Below are 23,915 nucleotides of genomic sequence, written 5' to 3' on the forward strand. Positions count from 1 at the left end.
CCTGGCGATCAGGTATCCGGGTCGTCGACCTTGGCCTCCACGGCCGCTTCGATGGCGTGCGTGTTCGCCTCATCGGCCATGGCCTTGAGCGCCAGCCAGTCGTCCCATTCGATGGCACCGTCGTCCAGCAGCGCCTGGGCCAGGCTGACCAGGGCCTGGTGGTAGGCATCCGGCGATTCCAGCCGGTAACTCTGATCGTCCAGCACGGCATACCAGGCTTTGAGTTCAGGCATATTGCGGTCAACCGACATGGCATTGTCCTCTGGGTCACTCAGCTCTAGTGAGTGCCGGGCGTGGCCGAACGTTCAGTTGCAGTGCACAGGCGGTCAGTCGGCCGCCACCACCTGATTGCGCCCCTGGGCCTTGGCACGGTACATCGCCTGGTCGGCGCTGTTGAGCAAGGTGTGCAGGTCGCTGTGCGCCGCACTGGCCACCGCCACGCCGAAGCTGGCCGTCATGCCCTGGCGGCCGTCGCTGTGGTGCACGAACTGCAATTGGGCGATGGCTTGCGCCAACTGCTCGGCGATGCCCAGCGCCGTGTCCATCGGGGTGTCGGCCAGCAGCACCGCGAACTCCTCCCCGCCCAGCCGACCGTACACGTCGGTGTCGCGGAACGAGGCCTTGATCACCCCGCCGATCTGGCGCAGCACCTCGTCGCCGACCTGATGACCGTAGGTGTCGTTGATGCGCTTGAAGTGATCGATGTCCAGCATCAATGCGCACAGCGGGCGCTGCTCGCGCTGGCTGTGGGAGTACAACTGCTGGGCATGTTCGAAGAACGCCCGGCGGTTCTTCAGGCCGGTCAGCTCATCGGTTTGCGCCGCGCTGCTGGCGATGTGGTGCGCGCGTTCCATCTCGTGGGTCAGGCATAACGCCTTCTCCAGCGCCGCGCAGAGCTTGCCGGTGGCGCGCAGCATGAACGAGGAAAACACCAGCACCGCCAGGGCCATGCCGGTCTGCAGCTGCGAGGGCTGAAACAGCAGCCACAGCGTGCAGGGCAGCAGCACCAGGCCGATGGCGGCCAGGGTCATCGAGCGGTAGGCGTAATAGCAGGACACCGCGCTGCCCGACATGCCCACGGCGAACAACAGCACGATCGCCTGGGCCAGCAGGCTGTCGTGCGGCATCACCGCCAGCGCCCCCAGGCCCCACACGCCGGCACTGAACACCAGGGTGACCCAGTATCTGCGTTCCCAGCGCGAGGGGGTATGGCTGGTCTCGGGGCTGCGGTAGTAAGCGGTGAACAGCACGATGCGCGACAGGGTCGCCACGCTCAGCACGCCGATCCAGCTCAACGCGACGTTGTGTTCGATGTAGTCCCAGCACAGCCAGCACAGCATCACTGCGCCAAGAAAGCTGCCGTACACCGCGGTCAGCGACTGACGGAACAGCAACTGCAAACGGTCGGTACGGGCCAGTTGCGCCACAGTGGCATCAGGGTGCGAAAAGGGATGATCCATTGGCTATGCCCGCTATGGTGAAGCGCTGGTAAGCCGCATTGTGGCACTGTGCGATCATCTCGAACAGCCGGCTGTCGGCTGGGGCGCGCACGTGCGATTGAATGTTCAGAGGGTCGAGGATAGCCTGTGCGCACGGCGGCCATGCCGACGTCTGACGCCAGGAGTGCACCATTGGTCTTGAACCTCGATATTCGCAGCTATCAGGCTGAAAGCGCTCATCACCAGCATGACTTCACGCAACTGGTGCTGCCCATCTGCGGGCGCATGGAAATCGACGTGGATGGCCGTGGCGGCAGCATCGACAATGCCCTGGCGGCGCTGGTGCGACCCGGTTCGCAGCACGCGCAGCTGGCGCAGCCCGGCAGTCGCTTCCTGGTGCTCGACTGTGCCCCCGATGCACTGCACGGCCAGCCGTTCACGGCGCTGGCGCAACGCACCTATGTCACCATCCCGCCCGCTACCCGGCGCCTGATCGAATATGCCGAGCTCATCGGCCGTGACCAGCTGGCGGCCACTGCAACGCACCTGGCGCCCTTGCTGCTGGCGTCGCTGGCCGCCCTGCCGGTGCAGCCGAACCCCGGCCTCAACCGCCTGATTGCCCAGGTACACGCCCGACCAGCCGCCGCCTGGAGCAACGAGCGCATGGCCCATGTCGCGGGCATGAGCCTCAGCCAGCTGCATCAGCGCTTTCGCGAGCTGCATGACTGCACCCCGCAGGGCTGGCTGACCCGCGTAAGGATCGAGCAGGCGCAGCGCTGGCTGGGCGACAGCCACCTGGCGATTGCCGAGATCGCCCTGCGCAGCGGCTTCAGCGACCAGGCCGCCCTCACCCGCGCCATGCAGCGGGTGGGCGGCATCACCCCCGCCGCCTACCGCAGGCGCCAGCAACAGCCTGGGTAAAAAACCCCGCAGTCGGCGCCAATACCACCACTGGCAAAACCCGCATGCTGGGCACCTTTCACGGCAGGGGTGGTGCGATGTTCGCTGATCGTTCGTTGGTAAAGGGGCTTGGCTACGGCGTGGCGGCCGGGGTGTGCTGGGGCGTGATCTTCCTGGGCCCCGAACTCACCCCAGGGTTAAGCGGGGTGCAGTTCGCGGTACTGCGGTTCCTGTGTTACGGGCTGTTTTCGCTGGTGCTGCTGATGCCGCGCCTGCACCGGGTATGCGCGCAGCTCACCCGTGCCGACTGGGTCTCGCTGTTCTGGCTGAGCCTGGTGGGCAACCTGGTGTACTACTCGCTGGTGGGCAGCGGCGTGCAACTGGTCGGCATCGCCACCACCTCGTTGATCGTCGGTCTGATCCCGGTGCTGGTGACCCTGGCGGGGCGCCATGACGCCAACGCGGTGCCTGTGCGGCGGCTGATCCCCTCGCTGACGCTGGCGATGGCCGGCGTGGCCCTGATCAGCCTCGATGCGTTGCACAGCGGCGCCGACACCCGCACCAGCAGCGGCCAGGTGATAGCCGGCCTGCTGTGCGCCGTGGGCGCGCTGGTGAGCTGGAGCTGGTACGCGGTGGCCAATGCCCGTCGGCTGGCCCTGGTCGGCGGCGTGTCCTCCCACGACTGGGCCTTGCTCACGGGCCTGATGACCGGCGCACAGGCGCTGGTGCTGGCGATTCCGGTGCTGGGCCCTGAAGTGGCGGCCCATGGCGCGGCAACCTGGGTTCACTTCGTGCTGGTGGCCGCGGGCGTGGCGCTGCTATCGTCGGTGGTCGGCGGCGCCTTCTGGAACCAGGCCAGCCGGCTGCTGCCGCTGGCGCTCAGCGGCCAGGTGCTGGTGGTGGAAACCCTGGCAGCGCTGCTGTTCGGCTTTTTGTGGGAACAGCGGCTGCCCGGTGCGCTGGAGCTGGTTGCTATTGCGCTGCTGGTCGGTGGCGTGGTCTGGTGCCTGAACTGCCACCGCAGCGATACTGCCAGTGCCACCGCAACCTCCTCCTGAACCAATGGACTGTGAAATGCTCACCATCAGACCCGCTACCAGCGCCGATGCCCAAGTGGCCTACGACATACGTCGGGAGGCAGTCCGTCATCACTGCATCGGGGCCTACCCGGCAGAACAGATGCTGGCCTGGACGGCGGGCACGGCCGAGGATGGCTACGCCAGCCTCATGGCCAGTCACTTCTACATGGGGTGCATCGAAGGTGAGCCGGTGGCAACCGGCATGCTGGATGTGAATGCCCGTGAAATCGGGGCGATCTTCGTGTTGCCGGGGTACATGCAGCAAGGCCTGGGCAAACAGATGCTGGCGTTTCTTGAAGCGCTGGCGCGCAACCTGGGGCTGGCGCAGGTGAACCTGGACGCCACGCTGAACGCAGCAGCCTTCTATCGACAGTGTGGTTATGTGGGCGAAGCGACAGCGCTCTATCACTCACCCCGGGGCATCGACCTGGCGTGTGTGCCCATGACCAAGGTACTGGTGTAGGTCGGCGCCGGCCTCTCGCGGGTCAAGCCCGCTCCCACAAGGATGGCGGTGTGCCTTGTGGGAGCGGGCTTGACCCGCGATGCTGTCACTTCGTCCCGAACATCGCCGTCCAGTAGATCCCCGCATCGCTCTTGGGGTCCACCGCATAAGCCGCGCCCAGCTCCTTGAACTGCGGGTTCATCAGGTTGGCGCAATGCCCGGCACTGGCCAGCCAGCCATCGACCACCTTGCGCACGTTGTCCTGCCCGGCGGCAATGTTTTCCCCGATCAGCTGATAGCTGTAGCCCTGCAACTCGGCGCGGTCGCCCGGCATGCGCCCGTCACGGTCGCGGTGGTCGAAGAAATTGCCGTTGGCCATGGCCCGCGTATGGCCCTGTGAGGCCTCTGCCAGGGTGGTATTCCAGGCCAGCGGCGCGCTGGCCGCATAGGCCTGGGCGCCGCACTGGCGCGGCTGGGCCCGCGCACTGTTGATCGCGTCGAGCAGCTTCTGCCCCTCCACCTGCGACTCCGCCAGCTTGGCACTGAGCAGTGGGCGCGCCAGCACGATGCGCCAGTCACGCCCTTCGCGGCTCACGCCCACATCGACGAACTGCGGGTCGAGCACCACCTTGCAGAAGCTCTCCTGAATCGCCTTCATCGCTGCCGCTGCATCGCGCGGCCCCGACAGGCTGATGGCCTGCACGCTGACCATCGGGTACGAGGCCTTCACCAGCGCCTGTTGCAAGTCACCGACACCGTTGGCCGGGAGCACCAGGCGCGGGTCGCTGGCCAGCGGCGGCAGCTCCAGCGACACCTGCTCGGCACAACGTTGCGACTGGCTGCGATATCCATTGATCGACTCGACCAGTTGCGTCTCGTCGCTCGCCACCGCCAGCGTGGTGACAAGCATGCCCAGCGCCAACGCGCCCAGACGCAGCCTGGATGATAAGTCGTGCATGTAACTCTCCCTTGAACAAACTGCGCCCATGATGCGGGATTTTGTGTTGCTTTCGTAGCACCACGGGATGCGACGCATTATCAATACCTGCCTGTGCGCCGCTATCGAGCTTGGATGCGCAGTGCCGGCCGGCGTTCCTTGCCCTGCGCACAAATCCACCGGTTGACGCCCCTACCCTCACACCAGCCGCAGGCTGGCAGCGGCTTGCGCGCCCGTGTCGCCAAGGCGCTGCTGCACGAATGCCCTGGCCTGGCGGGTGAGTTGATCCAGATGACGGTCGCGCTGCTTTTCGGCGTCCACCATGGCCCGCTTGCCGTGCTGCTTGAGCAGGTAGGCGTGAATCTGCTGGACCTCAAGGGTGCGGTAGATCGGCGCCACGTCGAGCACCGCCAGCAGCCCCTCGGTGGCGTAATCGCGGGTGTTCATCAACACCTGCGGCCCGCGTGCCCCCAGCACCTGAAAGCCCATCGCCTCGAAATACGCCACCTTGCCCACGGCGCAGGCCAGCTCCACGTGCGGGTAGCGCTCGCGCACCTGCCCCAGCAGGGCCCGGGCGATGCCCTGGCGCCGGTGCCCGGCCAGTACCGCCATGTACGCCACCGCACAGGCCTGGGGGTCGTCCTGCACCGGCAGGTACAGCACGAACCCCAGCAGCCGCGAGGGGTCCTGCTCGTCGGTGGCCACCAGCAGTTCCACCGGGATGCCGCGCGCGCCACTCAGGGCCTCCAGGTACAGGTGCACCTCATAGCCGATGCCGTACTGGTAGAGGCTGTACAGCGGGTTGCTCGGCGGCAGGGCCACGCTGCTGATGTCGGTCAGGTAGTCGACCACCATCTGCAGGATCTGGCCCTTGATCGGTTCGTCGGGGGGTGTTTGCAGCAGGGTGATGACAGGCATGCGGCGTCTGGCTCCGGAAACAGGGTGACCTTGCGGTCCTGGCGGGGATTCTACAGGTCTGCGCGGCCCCGCCCTACCCCGCGCTCAAGCCCCACAGCACCTGCAGCACATGGCCGGTGGCACGCTCCACCTCGCCGCTGCGGTGCGCGATGCCCAGCTGGCGCCACAGCAGCGGCTGCAACGGGCGCATCACGATGCGCGCATCGGCCAGCGGCGTGGAGCCTTCGTTGGGCAGCAGGGTGGCGCCGTAGCCGGCAGCCACCAGGCTCTTGATCGCATCGTTGTAGTTGAGCTGGATGCGCGGCGCCGGCTGCTGGCCGGCCGCGTTGAACCACTCCGAGGTCAGGCGTGACAGCCCGGTGCTGCTGTCGTTGAGAATCAGCGGCTGGGTCGCCAGCCACTCGGGCGTGACCTGCGCCGGACAGTCCCAGCGTGCCGGCAGGTACGCCATGACCGGGTCGCGCCGCCAGGGCTCGATGCTCAGCCCCTTCACCGGGCTTTGCGGCAGGGCCACCAGGCCGATGTCCAGCGAGCCCTCGGCGAGCTTGTTGAGTGTTTCGCGCGAGGTCAGCACCGCCACCTGCACATCGATGCCGGGGTGTGCATGGCCCAGGGTTTCCAGCGCCTGGGGCATCAGTTGCGCAATCGCCCCGGTGGACGCCCCCAATCGCACGCGCCCGGCCAGGCCCAGCACCTGGCGCTGCACGTCGTCCAGTGCCTGCTGCGCGTCGGCCAGCAGGCGGCGGGCGCGCTCCACCAGGGTTTCGCCGATGGCCGTGGGCTGCACGTTGCCGCGGGTGCGCGAAAGCAGGGTGCCGCCCACCCGCGCTTCAAGCTCGGCGACATGCAGGCTGACCGTGGGCGGCGCCAGGTTGAGCACCCGCGCGGCTTCGGCGAACGACCCCAGGTCGGCAATCGCCACCAGGGTACGCAAACGGTCCAGGCTGATTTCACGCATGGGTGTTGCCTCTTCAGTAAAACTGAACCTGACCTTTGCCAAATTCAACTTTTCCTATCTTAACCGGGCATCGAAGATAAGCCCTGACCTTTTTCACGTGCGAGCACACTCATGGCCACACCCGTTGTATTCATCGATGGCGACCAGGGCACCACCGGGTTGCAGATCCACCAGCGCCTGCAGGGCCGAACCGACCTGCAGTTGCTGACCCTGCCCGCCGAACACAGAAAGAGCCCGCAGCACCGCGCCGAGGCGATCAACGCCTGCGACATCGCCATGCTGTGCCTGCCCGACGATGCCGCGCGCGAGGCGGTGGCCAGCATCCGCAACCCGGCGGTGCGGGTGATCGACGCCAGTTCCGCGCACCGTACCCACCCGGAGTGGGTCTATGGTTTCGCCCAGATGAGCCCGCAGCAGGCCGAGCGCATTGCATCAGCCAAGCGGGTGAGCAACCCCGGGTGCTACCCGACCGGGGCCATCGGCCTGCTCAAGCCGTTGATCGATGCCGGCCTGTTGCCGCAGGACTACCCTGCCAGCCTGCATGCCGTGTCGGGCTACTCGGGCACCGGGCGTGCCGGTGTCGAGCTGTACGAGGGGCCGGATGCGGCCGGGGCGCCGGCATACCAGGCGTATGGGCTGGGGCTTGCGCACAAGCACGTGCCGGAGATCCAGCAGTACAGCGGGCTGGGCCAGCGGCCGATGTTCATGCCGGCCTATGGTGCGTTCCGCCAGGGCATCGTGCTGACCATCCCGGTGCAACTGCGGCTGCTGGCGCCGGGTGTTACCGGGGAGCGCTTGCATGCGTGCCTGGCCGAGCACTATGCGCAATTGCAGCACGTCGAGGTGCTTTCGTTGCAGCAGGCCAAGGCGCTGACGTACCTGGACCCGCAGGTGATGAACGGCACCGACGACCTGCGCCTGATGGTGTTCGAGAATGGCGAGCAGGTGCTGTTGGCGGCGGTGTTCGACAACCTGGGCAAGGGCGCGGCGGGGGCGGCGGTGCAGAATCTGGACCTGATGATGGGGGGGTGAGTGAGGGGCACTTCCCTGGCGATTGGCGCGGTGGCCTCGCAGTAAAAGCCTGCATTGTGCATGTAGGCCTTGCGACCGCTTCGCGCTCGATTCGCGGGTCAAGCCCGCTCCCACGCCCTGCGGGCAGAAGCGGATTATGCATGGCTCAATGATCTGTTTCTGGCCGCCAGGCCGTGGGAGCGGGCTTGCCCCGCGATCTGGTGCGCAGCGCCAGCAAAACCTGCCCACGCGGTTTTTCTGCCCACTCCGTTGCCAACCTCGCCCCACCAAGGCACTCTGCCATCGCTCGGCTGTTGCGCACCCTCGGCAATAAGGACCATTGCAATGACCTCACCCGATTTTCGGCCCAAGCCCGTCCACCAGCTGATCAGGGAGGACAGGCAAAGCCCGGTCAATCGCTTCTGGATCCCCGCCTACCAGCGCGGCTACCGCTGGAAACCCGAGCAGGTGCAACAACTGCTGGAAGACGTCCTCGAGTTCGCCTACCGCAAGAACCCGCAGAACGACGACTTCTACTGCCTGCAGCCGCTGGTGCTAAAGGCCCGCGACAATGGCCAGTATGAAGTGGTCGACGGCCAGCAGCGCCTCACCACGCTGCTGCTGATTCTGCGTTTCTTCAACCAGCGGCTCACCGAAAGACACCGCGCACCGGTGTTCGAACTCAGCTACGAAACCCGCCCGCACCTGCCGGATTTTCTGCTTGAGCCTTCGGCCGAGCAGGCCCGCGGCAATGTCGATTTCTTCCACCTGTACCAGGCCATGCACAGCATCGAGCACTGGTTCGATCAGCACGACAACGAAGTCGACGACTTCAAGTCCACCCTGCTCAACCGCACCAAGGTCATCTGGTACGAGCTGGCCGCCAGCGAGAACCCGGTGGACGCCTTCACGCGCCTGAACATCGGCAAGATCCCCCTGACCGACGACGAGCTGATCCGTGCGCTGTTTCTCAAGCGCAACGCCGACGACGCCTCGGGCGAAACGCCCCAGCAACTGCGCATCGCCCACGAATGGGATCAACTCGAAAAGGCCCTGCAGAACGACGCGCTCTGGTACTTCCTGAACGAGCAGCCAAGCACCGGGCAGAACCGCATCGGCTTCCTGTTCCAGCTGGTAGCCCGGCTGGAAGGCGCAAGCGCGCCAGCCCGACAGCGCTACTCCGTGTTCCATCACTACAGTCGCCAGCTGGCTGCCCCCGACGCCTCGGCGCAACCGCTATGGCAGCAGGTCAAGAACACCTGCATGCTGCTGGAGGAATGGTTCGAGGACCGCCGGCTCTACCACATCATCGGTTTTCTGGTGCAACAGGGTGTCGCCGTGGCCGAGCTGTTTGCCCTGTCGCAAGGCCTGCCCAAGAGCCAGTTCGAACAGCGCCTGCGCCAGCGCGTGTTCATGCAACTGACCGGCTCGCCCCTGCCCCAGCCGGCTACCCGCGACGCCATTACCGATGCGCTCTCGCCCTTCCTCGCCGGCCTGGACTACTCACAGCGGGACAGATCGGCCATTCGCGCGACCCTGCTGCTGTTCAACCTCGCCAGCCTGCTGCAGAACCCGCAATCGAACGTGCGCTTCCAGTTCGACAGCTTCAAGAAGGAGCGCTGGGACATCGAACATGTGCGCTCGGTCACCGCCCACCGCTTCAACGGCGCCGAGGAAAAACAGCAATGGCTGCAGCGCTGCCTGCCGCACCTGCCGGACAAGACCGAAACCCGGCCTCTGCGCGAGGCCCTGGAGGCATTCATTGGCGACCCCAAGGGTGCAGACGATGAGGCTTTCAACGCGCTCCACCAGGCAGTGCTGGAGGCGTTCGGCGAAAACCAGGAGGTCGACGACAGCATCGGCAACCTCACGCTGCTCGACCAGAAGACCAACCGCAGCTACAAGAACGCGATCTTCGCGGTCAAGCGCGAGCGCCTGCTGGCCCTGGACCAGGGCGGCGTGTTCGTGCCGCTGTGCACGCGCAACCTGTTCCTCAAATGCTACAGCCCTGACGTCAAGCACCTGCTGTTCTGGGGCGAACAGGACCGCAAGGGCTACGCGCTTGCGCTCTTGCACACCCTGATAGCCTTCTTCGCCGACCCGCAGGAGCAGCACGCATGAGCGCCAACAGCCAGATCATCTTCGGCCAGCTGTTCGAGCGCTACGCCGGCACCCGCATCCCGCTGATCCAGCGCGACTACGCCCAGGGCAGGGCCGATACCGAAGAGGTGCGCAGCGAATTCCTCGGTGCCCTGGCCCGCGCCCTGGCACTGCCGCCCGACGACCCGAGCCTGCCGCTGAACCTGGACTTCGTCTACGGCACGCTGAACCCCCAGCGCCAGTTCGTCCCGCTCGACGGCCAGCAGCGCCTGACCACGCTGTTTCTGCTGCACTGGTACCTGGCGCAACGCGACGGTGAGCTGGCAGCCTTCGCCCAGCTGTTCTGCAACGCCAACGGCAGCGCCCGATTCGCCTACAGCGTCAGGCCCAGCAGCAGCGAGTTCTTCGACGCCCTCAGCCAGCATGCGCCCTCGCCCGCGCTGGGTGCCGACGACTCGCTGATCGAGCACCTCACCGACCAGCCCTGGTACTTTCGCCACTGGCGCCTGGACCCCACCATCCAGTCATGCCTGACCATGCTGCAGGCCATGCACGAGCGCTTTCACAACGCCGCCACCGCCCGTTTTGCCCGCCTGATCGATGTGCAGCAGCCGGTGATCAGCTTCCAGATCCTCGACCTGGACGACTTCGGCCTGGCCGACGACCTGTACATCAAGATGAACGCCCGCGGCATGCCGCTGACCGCCTTCGAGACGTTCAAGGCGCGCTATGAACGGCACCTGCACACCCAGTTCGACGGTCACCCCCGGCAGATGCACGGCAAGCCGGTCAGCACCGCGACCTTCTTCGCCTGGCGCATGGACACGCGCTGGGCGGATTTTTTCTGGAACTTCAGCAACGCCCGCAATGACGCCTCGGCCCCCGCGACCATGCGCCTGTTCGACCAGGCGGTGATGAACCTGTTGCAGATGGTCGCCGCGGCCACCCGCGCCGTCGATGCGCCGAGCTACGAAGCCGACCTGCTCAAGCTGCGCAACCGCCAGCAGCGCCTGAGCTACCAGGTGTACGAGGACAACGGCTGGCTCGATGATGCGTTTTCCGAAACCCTGATGCTGCTGCTCGAAGCCTGGAGCGAGGGGCCCGACAGTTTCGCCACCCAGTTGCCCACGGCGCACTACTTCGACGAGGTCGCCTTCTTCAACCACGCCATCAGCGACCAGCCACTGAACTACACCCGCCTGGTGCAGTTCTGCGGCTATGCGATGTTCCTGCGCCGCCATGGCAACAGCCAACCGCAGGCGTTCGGCGAGTGGATGCGGCTGGTGGTCAACCTGTCGGTCAATGCCAGCTACGACGGGCCGGACGATGTAAAGCGCAGCGTCAGCGGGCTCGGCGAAATGCTGGAGCAGGCGCTGGACATCCTCGCGCACTTTGCCAGCGTCGACAGGCCCGTCAGCGGCTTTCGCGGTACCCAGGTGCGCGAGGAAATCACCAAGGCGAAACTGATCGTCGCCGACGGCCAATGGCGGCCGCTGCTCGAACACGCCGAGCAGCACGGCTACTTCCAGGGCCAGATCGATTTTCTGCTCGACCACAGCAGCGCCGCCTGGGCGCTGCAAAGCCACGCGCATGCCACCTGGCAGGAACACTTTGCCAGCAGCCTTGCGCTGGCCGAGCAGATGTTCGACGACCACGGCCTACGCGCAATCGACGACTTCCTCTGGGAGCGCGCGCTGTTGAGCGAGGGTGATTACCTGCTCAAACGCGGCTACAACCATTCGTTCCTTGGCGACGGTCTCACGGGCCCTGGCACCTGGAAACGCCTGCTGGCCAATGAAGACGGCATGCGCGTGACGCTGTTCTGCCTCTGGAACCGACTGGACGAAACCCGCCCGCTGCCGGCCCAGTTGCAACGCATCATCGACCAGGCCCGGGTGCGGGAGCCGTGGCGCCAGGTGCTGATCCAGACCCCCTCGGCCCTCGGGTACTGCGCGTTGCGCCAACTGCGCTTCGAACGCGACCAGGTGTACCTGCTGGCCAGGGAACGCATGAGTGGCAGCCATGCCGAGCTGTTCAGCTTCGCCCTGCATCAACAGCTGCAAACCCCGCAGCGGCTGGCGCAACTGGCACCGCTGTCGGTCGAAGGCTACGTGCCGGTTTCCGGCAGTGCCGACGAACCCTACTTCTACCTGCTGCACAGGCACAGCCCGCAGGTGCACACCCATCTCTATGTCACCTCCACGCCGCATGGCTTCCTGCTGCAGATCGATGTCGATGAACTGCTCGGGCGCGACGCCCTGGCCCATGCCCTGCAGCAGGACTTCGACTTTGTCGTCGAGGCCGGCTACCTGCAGAGCCACTGCCCCCGCGACACGGTCGAACAGCGGCTGGTCGCGCTGGCCGGCGTGTTGGCGGCCTGAGGCACGCGGACTGCCCGCCGCCCTCCAAGTGGTCGGTTGATGCCCGCGCCCTGCCCCTATGCTTGGGCAGGTCGCGAGGCATGCAGCCTTGCCATCAACGAGGACCATCAGCGATGACCAGCAGTACCGCATCACTCGCCATCCGCCCCATCCAGCCCACCGACTTCGAGGCCTGGCTGCCGCTCTGGCTGGCCTATCAGGACTTCTACCAGGTCGACCTGGGCGAAGCCGTCAACGCCACCACCTTCAAGCGCTTTCTGGACCCCGACGAGCCCGTGTTCGCCGCAGTGGCCGAGTACGACGGCGAGCTGGTCGGCATGGTCACCTGGGTCATCCACCGCTCTACCTGGTCGACCACCCACTACTGCTACCTCGAAGACCTCTACGTCGCCCCGCAGATGCGCGGCCAGGGTACCGGCGAGCACCTGATCGCCTGGGTCAAGGCCGCCGCCGACCAGCAGCAGTGCACACGCCTGTACTGGCACACCCACCAGACCAACCATCGCGCCCAGCAGCTGTACAACCGTGTGGCCGTCAACCCCGGCACGATCCTCTACCAGATCGCGCTGTAACCTTCCCCCGTTCAAGGGCAGGCATGGACAGCCGGGCCCTGGCAGGTCAGCATGCCGGCCTGCCCTTCTTCACTGCACAGACGTCATGGCCCACAGTTTTCAACTCGACACCCTGAAGATCCGCCTGGCCGCCGCCGAGCTGGCCCCGCTGGAGCTGCGCGTGCGGGTACAGCGCGCCCTGCGCGAACTCATTCTTGCCGGCGAACTGCCGCCGGGTTGCCGCCTGCCCGCCACCCGCACCCTGGCCAGTTCCCTGGGACTGTCTCGCGACACCGTGGAGATGGCCTATGTGCAACTGCAGTTGGAGGGCTGCATCTGCCGCCGCCCAGGCTCGGGCAGCTATGTGGCCGAGCACCTGGGGCCGCGTCTGCTGGGTGCACGCCCCCCGCGCACCGGCGCGCCGCAGCACGCGCCTGCCACCGTCGGCCTCAGCGCCCGTGGCGCGGCGATCCTGGCCAGCGGCGGGGTCAGCGACCAGCAGCAGGTCAAGGCCTTCGCCACCGGCCTGCCCGAGACGCGCAACTTCCCCCTCGACACCTGGGACCGCCTGCAACGCCAGGCCCAGAAGGACTACCGCGCCCAGGTGCTGCTGCATGGCGACCCGCTGGGTGCCGCGCCGCTGCGCCAGGCCATCGCCCGCTACCTGAACCTGGAACGCGGCGCCAGGGTGCACGCCGACCAGGTGCTGGTGCTGAGCAGCGCGCGCCAGGCGCTGTACCTGTGCGCGCAGGTGCTGGCCGACCCCGGCGGGCCGATCCTGCTCGAAGACCCGGGTTACTTTGGCGCGCGCAAGGCCTTCGAGATGGCCCAACTGCAGGTGGTGCCCGTGGCCGTGGATGAGCACGGCCTGCGCACCGACCTGCTGCGTGCCGACCGCAGCGGCGCCAACACCGTCTACGTCACCCCGTCGCACCAGTACCCCACCGGCGTCACCCTGGCCCTGGAACGGCGCCTGGACCTGATTGCCTGGGCCGCCGAGCGCAACGGCTGGATCATCGAGGACGACTACGACAGCCAGTTCCACTACGACGGCCTGCCCACCGCCTGCGTGCAGGGCCTGGACAACGCGCAGCGCACGATCTACCTGGGCACCTTCGCCAAGTCGCTGTACCCCGGCCTGCGCATGGGTTTCATGGTGCTGCCGCCGGCCCTGGTCGCGCCCATGAGCCACGCGCGCAGCATGCTCGACGGGCACACCCCGCAACTGGCCCAGTTGACCCTGGCGCGGTTTATCGAAGACGGCCATTTCGCCGCGCACATTCGCGCCATGCGCACGCTGTATGCCGTGCGCCGCGAGGCCATGGCCCAGGCCCTGCACCAGCACCTGGGCGGCATCGCCAGCGCGCAGCTGCCACCGGGCGGCCTGCAGATGCTGTGCCGCCTGGAGCATGGCTGGAGCGAGGCCGAGACGATCCGCCAGGCCGCGCGGGCGGGCATCCACCTGCCCGGCCTCAGCCGCCTGTACGCCACGCCGCCGGCACAGGGCGGCTGGCTGCTGGGCTTCGCAGCGCTCACCCCGCACCAGATCGGCAGTGCCGTGGCACGCCTGGCCAAGGCCCTGCGCCCCGGCGTGCGCAGCGGTCTGGCGCAGGCCAGCGAGGTGGACTGATCGGGCCACCCCTGGCGCGGATACGCTCGGCACCCCAGCCCATCCCGCAAGGACCTGCCCATGAACCGAACCGCTTCGCACCTGCACCCGCGTGACCTCGTCTCACCCACCCTGGCCGCCCTGATCAGCGTCATGGTCAACTATGGCGGCACCTTCGTGCTGGTGTTCCAGGCCGCGCAACTGGGCAACCTGACCGCCGCGCAAACCGCCTCGTGGGTGTGGTCGGTGAGCATCGGCGTGGGCCTGACCGGAGCCTGGCTGAGCTGGCGCTACCGCGCGCCGATCATCACCGCCTGGTCCACCCCGGGCGTGGCGTTCCTGGCCACGGTCATGCCGTTCACACCCTATGGCGAGGTGATCGGCGCCTACGTACTGTGCGCCATCGGCTTCATCCTGCTGGGGCTGTCGGGGGTGTTCGAGCGGCTGGTGCGCTGGATACCGGCCGGCATCGCCGCCGGGCTGCTGGCAGGCATCCTGCTGCAGTTCGGGGTCAACGCCTTCGGCGGGGCCAGCGCCGACCCGCTGCTGGTGATCGTGCTGGTGCTCACCTACGCCGTGCTGCGCCGCTTCACCTCGCGCTTTGCCGTGGTCGGGGTGCTGGTGGCGGGCCTGGCCATGCTGCTGGCCCAGCAGCGCCTGGACCTGCACGGCGTGCACCTGAGCATGGCGCTGCCGGTGTTCGAAACCCCGCAGTTCAGCCTTGGCGCGCTGTTCGGCGTGGCGCTGCCGCTGTTCGTCATCACCCTCACCGGGCAGTACATGCCGGGCATGCTGGTGCTGCGCAACGACGGCTACACCACCAGCGCCAACCCGATCATCACGGTCACCGGGCTGGGGTCGCTGCTGATGGCGCCGTTTGGCGCCCATGCGTTCAACGTGGCCGCCATCACCGCGGCCATCTGCACCGGCAAGGACGCGCACCCAGACCCGGCCAGGCGCTACCTCGCCGGCATCGCCTGCGGGGTGTTCTATGTCACCGTGGGGGTTTTCGGCGTGACCCTGGCCAGCCTGTTCATGGTGCTGCCGCGCACCTTCGTCACCACCCTCGCCGGGCTGGCCCTGCTGGGCGCCATCGGTGGCAGCCTGGCCAGCGCGATGGGCGATGCGCGTACCCGCGAGACCGCGCTGATCACCTTTCTGGCCACAGCCGCCAATGTCACCCTGCTGGGTATCGGCGGCGCGTTCTGGGGGTTGCTGACCGGCCTGCTGGTGCATGCGCTGATGCACGCCGGCCGCCCGCTCAGCCCAGCCGTGGCGAGTGCGCCAGCAGCCCCTGGGTGTACGCAGCCTGGGGGTGGTCCAGTACATCCTGCGCCGGCCCCTGCTCGACAATCCGCCCTTCCCTGACCACCACCACGCGGTCGGCGATGGCGCGCACCACGCCCAGGTCGTGGGTGACGAACAGCAGGGTCATGCCCTCGCCCTGCAACTGCTTGAGCAGCGCCAGGATCGCCGCCTGCACCGACACGTCCAGGGCCGAGGTCACCTCGTCGCAGATCAGCACCGAAGGCTCGCACACCAGCGCGCGGGCAATCGCCACGCGCTGGCGCTCGCCGCCCGACAGATGATGCGGGTATTTGTGCGCCGCATCCGGGGGCAGCGCGACCCGTGCCAGAGCCGCGTCGATACGCACCCGGCAGGCCGCGCCCTTGAGGCCGAAGAAGTGCTCCAGGGGCGCTTGCAGGCACTGCGCCACGGTCTGGCGCGGGTTCAGGGCGCGGTACGGGTTCTGGAAGATGTACTGGATACGGTGGCGCGTGGCCGCGGGCCGCTGGCGCGCCAGCAGGCTCAGCGGCTGCCCGTCGAAGGTCAGCTCGGCCTGGGCGGTATCGCCCAGCCCCGCCAGGGTGCGCGCCAGGCTGGTCTTGCCCGAGCCCGACTCGCCCACCACCGCCAGGCATTCGCCCTTGTACAGGTCCAGCGACAGGTCGAACAGCACCTGGCGGTCGTAGCTCAGGTTGAGGTCGCGCAGGCTCAGCAGCGGCGTGTCAGCGCAGCTGAGCACCGTTGCCGGCACCACCGCCGGCGCGGCCACGGCGGTCAGTTGCGGGTGCAGGCAGGCGACCTGCTGCGCGCTGTCCAGCGCATTCAGCGACGGCTCCAGCGAGGTGCAGGCAGCGCTGCGGCGCGCGCACCGCGGGGCGAAGGCGCAGCCTTGCGGGCGCTGACCGGGCGCCGGGGCATGGCCGGCAATCGCCTGCAACGGGCGCTGGCGGGCCACGTCCGGAATCGCCGCCAGCAGGCCCAGGGTGTACGGGTGCGCGGGCCGCGCGAACAGGCGTTCGCGCTGCGCCACCTCGACGATGCGCCCGGCGTACATCACCATCACGCGGTCGACCAGGTCCTTGATCACGGCCAGGTCGTGGGACACGTACACCGCCGCCACCCCCTGCTCCTTGCACAGCCTGCGCAGGGTTTGCAGGATGTGCGCCTGGGTGCCGACGTCGAGGGCGGTGGTGGGTTCGTCGAGCACGATCAGGCGCGGGCGCAGCACGAAGGCCAGGGCCAGCATCACCCGTTGCTGCTGGCCGCCGGACAGTTGATGGGGGAAGCGCCTGAGAAACTCGCGATCGCCGGGCAGGCCGACGTCCACCAGGGTCTGCTGCAGCCGGTCGGCCTGGGCTGCGCGGGCAAGCTGCGGCTCGTGGGCCAGCAGGGTTTCGCGCAGCAGGTTGCCGATGCGCAGCGCCGGGTTGAGGGCCATGGCCGGGTCTTGCGCAACATAGCCGATCAGCCCGCCGCGGGCACGGCGCAGGGCATCGCCCTTGAGCTCGAGCAGCGAGGCGCCGGCAATGTCGATGCGCCCGCCGGCAATCTGCGCACCGCGCCGGGCATGGGCCAGCAGCGCGGTGGCCAGGGTGGTCTTGCCCGAGCCGGACTCGCCGACAAGGCCGAGGATTTCACCGGGGGCCAGGCTGAAGTGGATGTGGTCGATGATATCGGCGCCGCTGGCGAGTTCGACCCGCAGGTTCTCGACCCGCAACGCTTCGCCGGCAACGCCGGCTCCTACAGACGGTGCAAAACCTGTAGGCGCCGGCGTTGCCGGCGTTGCCGGCGAAGAGGCCATCAAGGCATGCGCATTCATTTGCGTTCTCCCGCACTGTGCCGGGCAATGCCCTCGGCCAGAATATTGGTGCCGTAGGCGAACACCCCGATCAGCAGCGCCGGTGCCAGCACCGCCCACGGCTGCACCAGCAGCCCGGCCTGGTTCTCGTTGATCATCAGCCCCCAGTCCGCCGCCGGCGGCGCCACGCCGTAACCCAGAAAGCTCAGGCCCGACAACATGCCCACGCCCCAGGTCAGCATGTTGCCAAAGTGCACCAGCAGCGGCGTGAGCACGTTGGGCAGGATCTCGCGCAGCAGAATCCGCGTGCGCGAAAAGCCCATCATCTGCGCCGCCTCCACGAACTCCTGGCTGGCCACCGCCACCGCACTGCCGCGCGCCAGGCGGATCACGCCGGGGGTAAAGGCAATTGCCACGGTCATCACGATCAGCCACGGCGCGCGCCCCAGCATCGACACGATCAGCAGCACCAGGATCAGGTCCGGAAACGCCAGCCACACATCTGCCAGCCAGGTGATGGCCTGGTCCAGGCGCTGGCGCGACAACCCGGCCAGCAGCCCCAGCGCCGTGCCCAGCACCAGCGCAATGGCAGCGGCCGCCAGCGACATCCACAGGATCGACACACCGCCACCGAGCAACCGCGACACCACGTCGTGGCCCAGAAAATCATGCCCCAACGGCGCCTCGCCGCTGGGCGGCCCGTACACCCCGCCAACCATGTCGGTAGGCGCATGCGGCGCCAGCCACGGGCCCAGCAGCGCCAGCAGCACGATGGCCAGGGTCACCAGCCCACCCCGACGAATTTGCGGCTCACGCCAGACACTTGCACTGAACATGCTCTCTTCCTCTCAAGGGGCCTTGGCTGCCGGGCGGCGCCACCAGCTCTGGATGCCGCGACGGTTGCGCTGGATCAGCGTGACCCGCCGCGCGGTGCGCAGCCTGGGGGTCAGCAGCACGGTGAGCAGATCGGCCAGCAGGTTGATCGCCACCACGCCCAGGGTGATCACCAGCACCACGCCCTGGATCAGCGGCAGGTCGCGCATCTGGATCGCGGTGTTGAGCTGGGTGCCGATGCCGGGGTAGCTGAAGATCACCTCGGCCAGCAGCGCGCCGCCGATCAGGGTGCGCAAGGTCAGGGCCACGCCCTGCACTGCCGGCACCAGCGCGTTGGGCAAGGTGTGGCGCCACACGATGCGCCATTCGGGCACCCCGCGCAGGCGCGCCGCACTCACGTAGTCGGATTCCAGCGCCTCGATCATCGAGGCGCGTACCAGCCGCGCCAGGTACGGCAGCGACGACAGGCTCAGGGCCAGTATCGGCAGCAGCAGAAACTCCAGCTGCTGCCACAGGTGCTTGTCCGGGTCGAGGATCGACACCGCCGGCAGCAGGCTGAACTGCGGCATGGAAAACAGCAGCACCAGCCCGATGGCCAGCAGAAAACCCGGGGTGGCCTTGAGAAAGATCAGCGCCGACAGCGCCCAGCGGTCCAGGCGACTGTCACGCCGCAGCGCCAGGCTCACGCCGATGCTCAACGCCAGCGGCACCACCACCAGCAGCACGCCGCCCAGCAGCGCCAGGGTATTGCCAAAGCGCGCGAGAATGATGCCGGCCACCGGTTGGTTCGAATCCAGCGAGATGCCCAGGTCGCCGTGCAGCACCTGCCCCAGCCAGCTCAGGTACTGCAGCAGGATCGGCCGGTTCAGGCCCAGTTGCTCGCGCAGGGTCTGGATGCTCTCCAGCGGCGCGTCGGGGCCCAGGATCACCCGCGCCGGGTCCGAGGGCAGCGCCTGGGTGGCGATGAACACCACCAGGCTGATGACCCAGGCGGTGAGCAGGCCATAGCCCAGGCGCCCGATGAACCAGGGCAGCCAGGCCGGCAGTCGATGAGAGGTTGCGCACGGTTCAGGCATGGTTCAACCACAGGCTGTCAAAGCGCCAGGAGGCGAAGGTGGTCTGTTCGCCGTGCAGGCCGCCGACCTTGTTCGAGGCGGCGTCCAGCACGTCGGTGAAGCCCCAGATCAGCAGGCCGCCGCGCTGGTGCTGAATGGCCTGCGCCTCGTGTACCAGTTGCTTGCGCTGCGCCAGATCCGGCTGGCCGAGGGCCTGGGTGAACAGCGCACTGAAGCGCTCGTCACGGAAGTTGCTGCGGTTGTAGATCGCCAGCGGTGCATCGTTGTGCAGGCCGGTGGCCAGAAAGCCGCGGGCCGGTGTCGAGCCGGGCGACATCAGCCACTGCTCCTTCTGCGGGCCGTTGAATACCGAGGCGTCCACCGGCGTGACCTTGACCTGGACCCCGGCCTTCTTCGCCTGCTGGGCGAACACCAGGGCAGCGTTGATTTCGTTGGCGGTGGTGGTCAGTTCTATGCGCAGGTCGGTCTGCCCGGCCTGGCGCAGCAGCGAACGGGCCTGGTCCAGATCGAAGGGGCGCTGGGCGATGGCATGGTTGTAGGTGGGGTCGGTTGGCGAATACAGGTCGTTGGCGATGCGCCCGAAACCGTTGAGGCCACGGCCCACCAGCTCCTGGCGGTCGGCCAGCAGGCGGAAGGCCTGGCGCACCCGCTCGTCCTGGAACGGCGCCTTGGCGGTGTTGAGGTTGAAGCCACTGAACGAGGTGGTGGGCGACACCACCAGTTGCAGGCGCGGGTCGGCCTTGAGCAAGGCACTGTGCTCGGCCTGCACACCGCTGGCGATGTCGATCTGCCCGGCACGCAGGGCGGCTACGCGCGATACCTGGTCCTTGAATTCGATGATCTCCAGCTCGTCGGCATATGGCTGGTTGGGCTTGTAGTAGTTTTCGAAACGGCTGAACAGCGCACGCTGGCCCGGCACGAAACGTTTGAGCCGGTACGGGCCGGCGCCCACCGGGTTGCTGACCGGGTCGTAGTCGGTGGGCACGATGCCGCCGAAGGCAATCAGGGTCTCGTCCAGCGGGAAGAAGCTGCGGCCCTGCTTGAAGCGGATCTCGATGGTGCGCTCGTCGAGCTTGCGCAGCGCCTGGCGGTCGATGGCGCCCACCAGCCCGGCAAATGGCGAGGCAAGTTTCGGGTCGGTCAGGCGCAGGATCGAGAACAGCATGTCGTCGGCGCCGATGCTCTTGCCGTGGTGGAACTCCAGCCCCGGCTTGATGCGAATGGTCCAGGCGCTGGCATCGGCATTGGGCTCGGCAAATTCGGCCAGGCCCAGGCGCGTGCTGACGTCGTCGTTCCATTCCCAGAACTTGCTGTACAGCGCCCAGCCGCGAATGATCCCGCCACCGGAAGGCTTGTGTGCATCCAGGTTGCCGGCCTGGTCGCCGTCGATGATGCCGACGCGCAGGCGCCCGCCGTGCACCGGGGTGCCCGGGCGTGCGCTGGCCGCCACGCTGCTGGCAGGCCCGCCGGCATCGCAGCCGCCCAGCAGGCTGGAGCCCAGCAGCAGGCCGCCGCCGACGGCCAGGCTGTTGCCGAGGAAGATCCGGCGCGAGAATTCATGAGGCATGGGCAGCTCCTTAGGCCGGCTCGGCAGCGGTGCGCGCACCCAGGCGCGGGATCTCGAACCCGTGGTCCAGTTCCAGCAGCGGGAACAGCAGGTCGGCCACCCGGTGCGCTTCATCGATCAGCGGAAAGCCCGAGAGAATGAACGCCGAGGTGCCCTGCTGCTGGTACTCGCGAATGCGCTCGGCCACCTGCTCGGCACTGCCCACCAGGTAGGTGCCGGACGACGGGCCGAGGATGTCGAAGCCGAACAGGCTGGGGCCGGTCCACACGTTGGGGTAGATCTCAAGCTCGCGCGCAGTGGGCAGGCGCCCGTCGCGGATGCTCTGCACGTTGCGCTGCACCTGCGGGTTGTCGCTGTGGAAGGTGTCCAGGGTCTGGCCCGGCGGCAGGCGGCGCTCGATGGCGGCGCGGGCGGTGGCCAGGGAGGTCTGTTGCAGCAGATTCTCGGCATGCGCCCAGGCTTGGGCCTCGGTCTCGCGCACGATGACCTGCAGGCGCGTGCCGTAGGTCAGTTCGCGGCCGATCTTCGCCGCTTCGGCGGCCACGCGGCGGAACTTGTCGCCCAGCCTGGGCGGGGTGTCGGCAAAGCTCAGGTACACGTCCAGCAGTTGCACCGAATGCGCCACGCCCACGTCCGAGGTGCCGGCGCCCCACAGGGGTACCGCCAGGCGCTGCGGCGGGTGCCAGCCGCCCAGCGGATGGCGCGCCGCCGCAGCCGGGCGTGGCGCGAGCTGCACGTACTGGCCGTCGAAACCGGCGGTGTCGCCGGCATAGATGCGCTGGAAGGCGCGCCAGTATTCCAGGCTGAACTGGTAGCGCTCATCGTGCGGGTAATGCACACCCAGGGTGGCCAGGCCCGCGTCGCTGCCATTGACCACGTTGAACAGCAGGCGGCCGTTGGAGAACTCGTCGAAGGTCAGCGCCCACTTGGCCAGCACCGCCGGCGACAGCTCGCCCGGGTGCTGCGCCACCAGAAAGCGCAGGCGCTCGGTGGCATCGATCAATGCCGCCGACACCGCCAGGCTCTCGTTGGGGCTTGAACCCAGCAGGGCGCCGTAGAACCCCAGGCGGTCACTGGCCACCGCCAGTTGCCTGAGGTGGGCGAAATCGGTTTTCCAGCGCCCCTGGGGCTCCCACGGGTAGGGGCCGTCGGGGCTGGTGAGGTACCACAGGATCTTGATGGCCATGGCAGGTTCCTCAGGCGCGTGGGCGATCGATGGCCGGGACCAGGCCCAGCGCGTGGGCGCGGTCGATCAGCTTGCTCATGTTCCATTGCTGGGTGAGCACGCCGGGGCCGTAGGGGCGCGAGCCGCCGATGGACTCGGCCAGCAGTTGCAGTTGCGCGCCCTCCTCCAGCAGCAGGATGAATTCGGCGGTGGCGCGCAGGCCCTGGCGCCCCCACACGGTCGCACCGCCGTTGGCTTCGAGAATCGCCGGGGTGTAGGGGTTCTCGGCCAGGCGCTCGAGAATGAAGTCGACCTCGTCCTGGCGCCGGTCGATGTACACCGGCAGCTCGCGGGCCAGCTGGTAGCGCTGCACCGGCACGTAGTGGAACGGCAGGCTGCGCTGGGTCTGCGCCCAGGCGCCCAGGTACGGGGTGTGCACGTGGGACACCGTGGTGATGCCGGCGTCTTCGCGAAACAGCCGGGTGTAGCGGCCCAGCCCGCCCTTGCCCTGGCCATGCACCAGGTTGCCGGCAAAGTCGCTGACCGTGGCCTGCAGCGGCTTGCGGTAGTCCCACGGGCCTGGGTAGTTGACCGACACCAGCAGCTCGCGGCCCGGTACGCGCTCGATGAAGCCCACGGTGCCGGCGGCGGTGATGGTGTTGGTTTCGCGGAACACGGTGAAGGCCTGTTCGGCCTCGTGCAGCACCTGCTCGATGAAGGCCTTGAGGTCGGCGTCGATCAGGTGCTCGGTGGTCAGTACGGTCATGGCGGACTCCTTGGTTCAGGCGCGGGCGCGCCGGGCCAGCAGTTGATGGGCAGCTTGCAGTGGACGCGGGTCGACCCAGTCGGCCAGGTTGAAATCGGCTTCGAGAAAGCCATGCAGGTTGAGGAAGGTCTTCTGGATGTCCAGGTAGCCCAGGCGCTGGGCCGAGAGGTCCGGGGCCAGGGTGGTGTGGAAGTCGCCACGGTAGGCTTCGTCCACGCCCTGGGCGCCGGCGCGGGTCTCGTCCTGCAGGATGCGCAGCAGTGCCTCGCGGTTGTGGCTGGCCCAGTCGGCGGCGCGCAGGGTCTGCGCGAGGAAGCGCACCACCAGCTCGAAGTGGTTGTCCAGCAGGCTCTGGTGCACGGTGATCGGCCGTGGCGTGCCGTTGTTGATGCGGTAGCGCGGGTCGCTGATCTGGTCCAGGTCGATGCCCACCACCAGGCCCAGGCGGCGCGCTGCATCGGCAGCGGCGGCGCCCTTGACGTACACCGCGTCGACCTCGCCACGGGCCAGGTAGTCCAGCCCCGACCACAGGCGCTGCAGGCCCTGCTCGGGGGTGAGGGCGTCGTCCTGGTTGTGCAGCGCCACTTCCACCAGTTCGACATCGTCGAAGCTCAGGCCGGCCAGGCTCAGCGCGCCTTTGTAGCCATGCAGGCTCATGGCGCGGGCGATGCTGCCCGGGCGGTTGTCGCCCCAGGCCGGCAGCGCCAGGCGCTTGCCCTTGAGGTCCCGGGCGCTGCGGATGCCGGAGTCGGGGCGTACCAGGACGGTCTGCCATTCCTCGATCCAGGTCAGGCCGATCAGGCGGCTGGGCGAACCGGCGGCGCGGGCGGCCAGGGCCGGCACGTTGCCGCCCTCGCGAAACAGCCCGGGCAACTGGTGATCGTAGTGGTGATGGCCGAGCTGGCGGGCCTCCTGCAGGGTCTCCACCGGCAGGCCGTCGGCGGCGAATTCCTCGCCCAGCCAGCCCAGGGTGTAGGCGATGCCGGAGGCGGTCGGCACCGGGCAGCGGGTGAACCAGATCTGTTCGAGGGCCGGTGCGGCAGGCAACGGCAAGGTAGCGGCGATTGACATGGGCATGTTCCATCAAGCGAAGGTAG

The 23,915-nt window shown here is 67.8% G+C and carries 21 protein-coding genes; 9 read left to right on the plus strand and 12 right to left on the minus strand.

Features of this window, described 5'->3' with window-relative positions:
* Positions 1-8: 8 nt before the first annotated feature.
* Together LOY33_RS14270 and LOY33_RS14275 are read right to left on the minus strand one after the other, a co-directional pair.
* Positions 9-251 carry a hypothetical protein gene (locus tag LOY33_RS14270; RefSeq protein WP_078480135.1) on the minus strand — a complete coding sequence of 81 codons (243 nt, stop codon included), beginning with the start codon at positions 249-251 and terminating at the stop codon, positions 9-11.
* Positions 252-326: 75 nt separating this feature from the next.
* Positions 327-1,460, minus strand: coding sequence for a GGDEF domain-containing protein (locus LOY33_RS14275; RefSeq protein ID WP_043860497.1), 1,134 nt, complete (start codon positions 1,458-1,460; stop codon positions 327-329).
* 171 nt (positions 1,461-1,631) lie between these two features.
* Between LOY33_RS14275 and LOY33_RS14280 the strand changes: the two genes are divergently transcribed.
* The 3 genes from LOY33_RS14280 to LOY33_RS14290 all read left to right on the plus strand — a co-directional run bounded on the left by LOY33_RS14280 (position 1,632) and on the right by LOY33_RS14290 (position 3,881).
* A complete protein-coding gene (locus tag LOY33_RS14280) occupies positions 1,632-2,360 on the plus strand; it encodes an AraC family transcriptional regulator (protein WP_104573105.1) in 729 nt (242 codons plus the stop codon).
* A gap of 77 nt (positions 2,361-2,437) precedes the next feature.
* Complete coding sequence (locus LOY33_RS14285) at positions 2,438-3,397, plus strand: DMT family transporter (protein WP_078480222.1); 960 nt, start codon at positions 2,438-2,440, stop codon at positions 3,395-3,397.
* 16 nt (positions 3,398-3,413) lie between these two features.
* A complete protein-coding gene (locus LOY33_RS14290) occupies positions 3,414-3,881 on the plus strand; it encodes a GNAT family N-acetyltransferase (RefSeq protein ID WP_058540690.1) in 468 nt (155 codons plus the stop codon).
* Between the two features lie 85 nt (positions 3,882-3,966).
* On the opposite strand, the gene LOY33_RS14295 is transcribed toward LOY33_RS14290, so the two are convergent.
* The 3 genes from LOY33_RS14295 to LOY33_RS14305 all read right to left on the minus strand — a co-directional run bounded on the left by LOY33_RS14295 (position 3,967) and on the right by LOY33_RS14305 (position 6,673).
* A complete protein-coding gene (locus LOY33_RS14295; RefSeq protein ID WP_043860494.1) occupies positions 3,967-4,818 on the minus strand; it encodes a CAP domain-containing protein in 852 nt (283 codons plus the stop codon).
* 177 nt (positions 4,819-4,995) lie between these two features.
* Positions 4,996-5,715 (minus strand): GNAT family N-acetyltransferase, encoded by a 720-nt coding sequence (locus LOY33_RS14300; protein ID WP_213605719.1) that lies wholly within the window; start codon positions 5,713-5,715, stop codon positions 4,996-4,998.
* 73 nt (positions 5,716-5,788) lie between these two features.
* Positions 5,789-6,673, minus strand: a complete 885-nt coding sequence (locus LOY33_RS14305; RefSeq protein ID WP_043860492.1) for a LysR family transcriptional regulator — start codon at positions 6,671-6,673, stop codon at positions 5,789-5,791.
* 111 nt (positions 6,674-6,784) lie between these two features.
* Between LOY33_RS14305 and argC the strand changes: the two genes are divergently transcribed.
* From argC to LOY33_RS14335, 6 genes are all read left to right on the plus strand, one after another.
* The gene (argC, locus tag LOY33_RS14310) at positions 6,785-7,705 is read left to right on the plus strand and encodes an N-acetyl-gamma-glutamyl-phosphate reductase (RefSeq protein ID WP_058540688.1); all 921 of its coding nucleotides are present in this window, start codon (positions 6,785-6,787) and stop codon (positions 7,703-7,705) included.
* Between the two features lie 324 nt (positions 7,706-8,029).
* Positions 8,030-9,805: a DUF262 domain-containing protein gene (locus LOY33_RS14315; RefSeq protein ID WP_258659068.1), complete on the plus strand. Its 1,776-nt coding sequence runs from the start codon at positions 8,030-8,032 to the stop codon at positions 9,803-9,805.
* Complete coding sequence (locus LOY33_RS14320; protein ID WP_258659071.1) at positions 9,802-12,165, plus strand: DUF262 domain-containing protein; 2,364 nt, start codon at positions 9,802-9,804, stop codon at positions 12,163-12,165. Before LOY33_RS14315 ends, LOY33_RS14320 begins: the two co-directional genes overlap by 4 nt.
* Positions 12,166-12,278: 113 nt before the next feature.
* Positions 12,279-12,737 (plus strand): GNAT family N-acetyltransferase, encoded by a 459-nt coding sequence (locus tag LOY33_RS14325; protein WP_054915360.1) that lies wholly within the window; start codon positions 12,279-12,281, stop codon positions 12,735-12,737.
* A gap of 85 nt (positions 12,738-12,822) precedes the next feature.
* The gene (locus LOY33_RS14330; protein WP_043860488.1) at positions 12,823-14,346 is read left to right on the plus strand and encodes a PLP-dependent aminotransferase family protein; all 1,524 of its coding nucleotides are present in this window, start codon (positions 12,823-12,825) and stop codon (positions 14,344-14,346) included.
* Between the two features lie 60 nt (positions 14,347-14,406).
* A complete protein-coding gene (locus LOY33_RS14335; RefSeq protein ID WP_258659075.1) occupies positions 14,407-15,693 on the plus strand; it encodes a benzoate/H(+) symporter BenE family transporter in 1,287 nt (428 codons plus the stop codon).
* Here the strand turns inward: LOY33_RS14335 and LOY33_RS14340 are convergent.
* Genes LOY33_RS14340 through LOY33_RS14370 form a run of 7 tightly spaced genes read right to left on the minus strand, consistent with a single transcriptional unit; the run spans position 15,587 to position 23,889 of the window.
* Positions 15,587-17,413, minus strand: a complete 1,827-nt coding sequence (locus tag LOY33_RS14340; RefSeq protein ID WP_408980703.1) for a dipeptide ABC transporter ATP-binding protein — start codon at positions 17,411-17,413, stop codon at positions 15,587-15,589. The genes LOY33_RS14335 and LOY33_RS14340 overlap by 107 nt on opposite strands.
* Positions 17,414-17,427: 14 nt before the next feature.
* Positions 17,428-18,246 carry an ABC transporter permease gene (locus tag LOY33_RS14345; protein WP_043860485.1) on the minus strand — a complete coding sequence of 273 codons (819 nt, stop codon included), beginning with the start codon at positions 18,244-18,246 and terminating at the stop codon, positions 17,428-17,430.
* Between the two features lie 12 nt (positions 18,247-18,258).
* Positions 18,259-19,320 (minus strand): ABC transporter permease, encoded by a 1,062-nt coding sequence (locus tag LOY33_RS14350; protein ID WP_054915363.1) that lies wholly within the window; start codon positions 19,318-19,320, stop codon positions 18,259-18,261.
* Entirely contained in the window at positions 19,313-20,887 is a 1,575-nt protein-coding gene (locus LOY33_RS14355) for an ABC transporter substrate-binding protein (RefSeq protein ID WP_258659080.1), read from the minus strand. Before LOY33_RS14355 ends, LOY33_RS14350 begins: the two co-directional genes overlap by 8 nt.
* Before the next feature lie 10 nt (positions 20,888-20,897).
* Entirely contained in the window at positions 20,898-22,073 is a 1,176-nt protein-coding gene (locus tag LOY33_RS14360; protein WP_043860482.1) for an LLM class flavin-dependent oxidoreductase, read from the minus strand.
* A 10-nt stretch (positions 22,074-22,083) separates the two neighbouring features.
* The gene (locus tag LOY33_RS14365; protein WP_043860481.1) at positions 22,084-22,818 is read right to left on the minus strand and encodes a class II aldolase/adducin family protein; all 735 of its coding nucleotides are present in this window, start codon (positions 22,816-22,818) and stop codon (positions 22,084-22,086) included.
* A 15-nt stretch (positions 22,819-22,833) separates the two neighbouring features.
* Positions 22,834-23,889 carry an ABC transporter substrate-binding protein gene (locus LOY33_RS14370; protein ID WP_088515372.1) on the minus strand — a complete coding sequence of 352 codons (1,056 nt, stop codon included), beginning with the start codon at positions 23,887-23,889 and terminating at the stop codon, positions 22,834-22,836.
* Between the last annotated feature and the right edge of the window lie 26 nt (positions 23,890-23,915).

The sequence above is a fragment of the Pseudomonas sp. B21-036 genome (assembly GCF_024748925.1).
Taxonomy (GTDB): domain Bacteria; phylum Pseudomonadota; class Gammaproteobacteria; order Pseudomonadales; family Pseudomonadaceae; genus Aquipseudomonas; species Aquipseudomonas palmensis.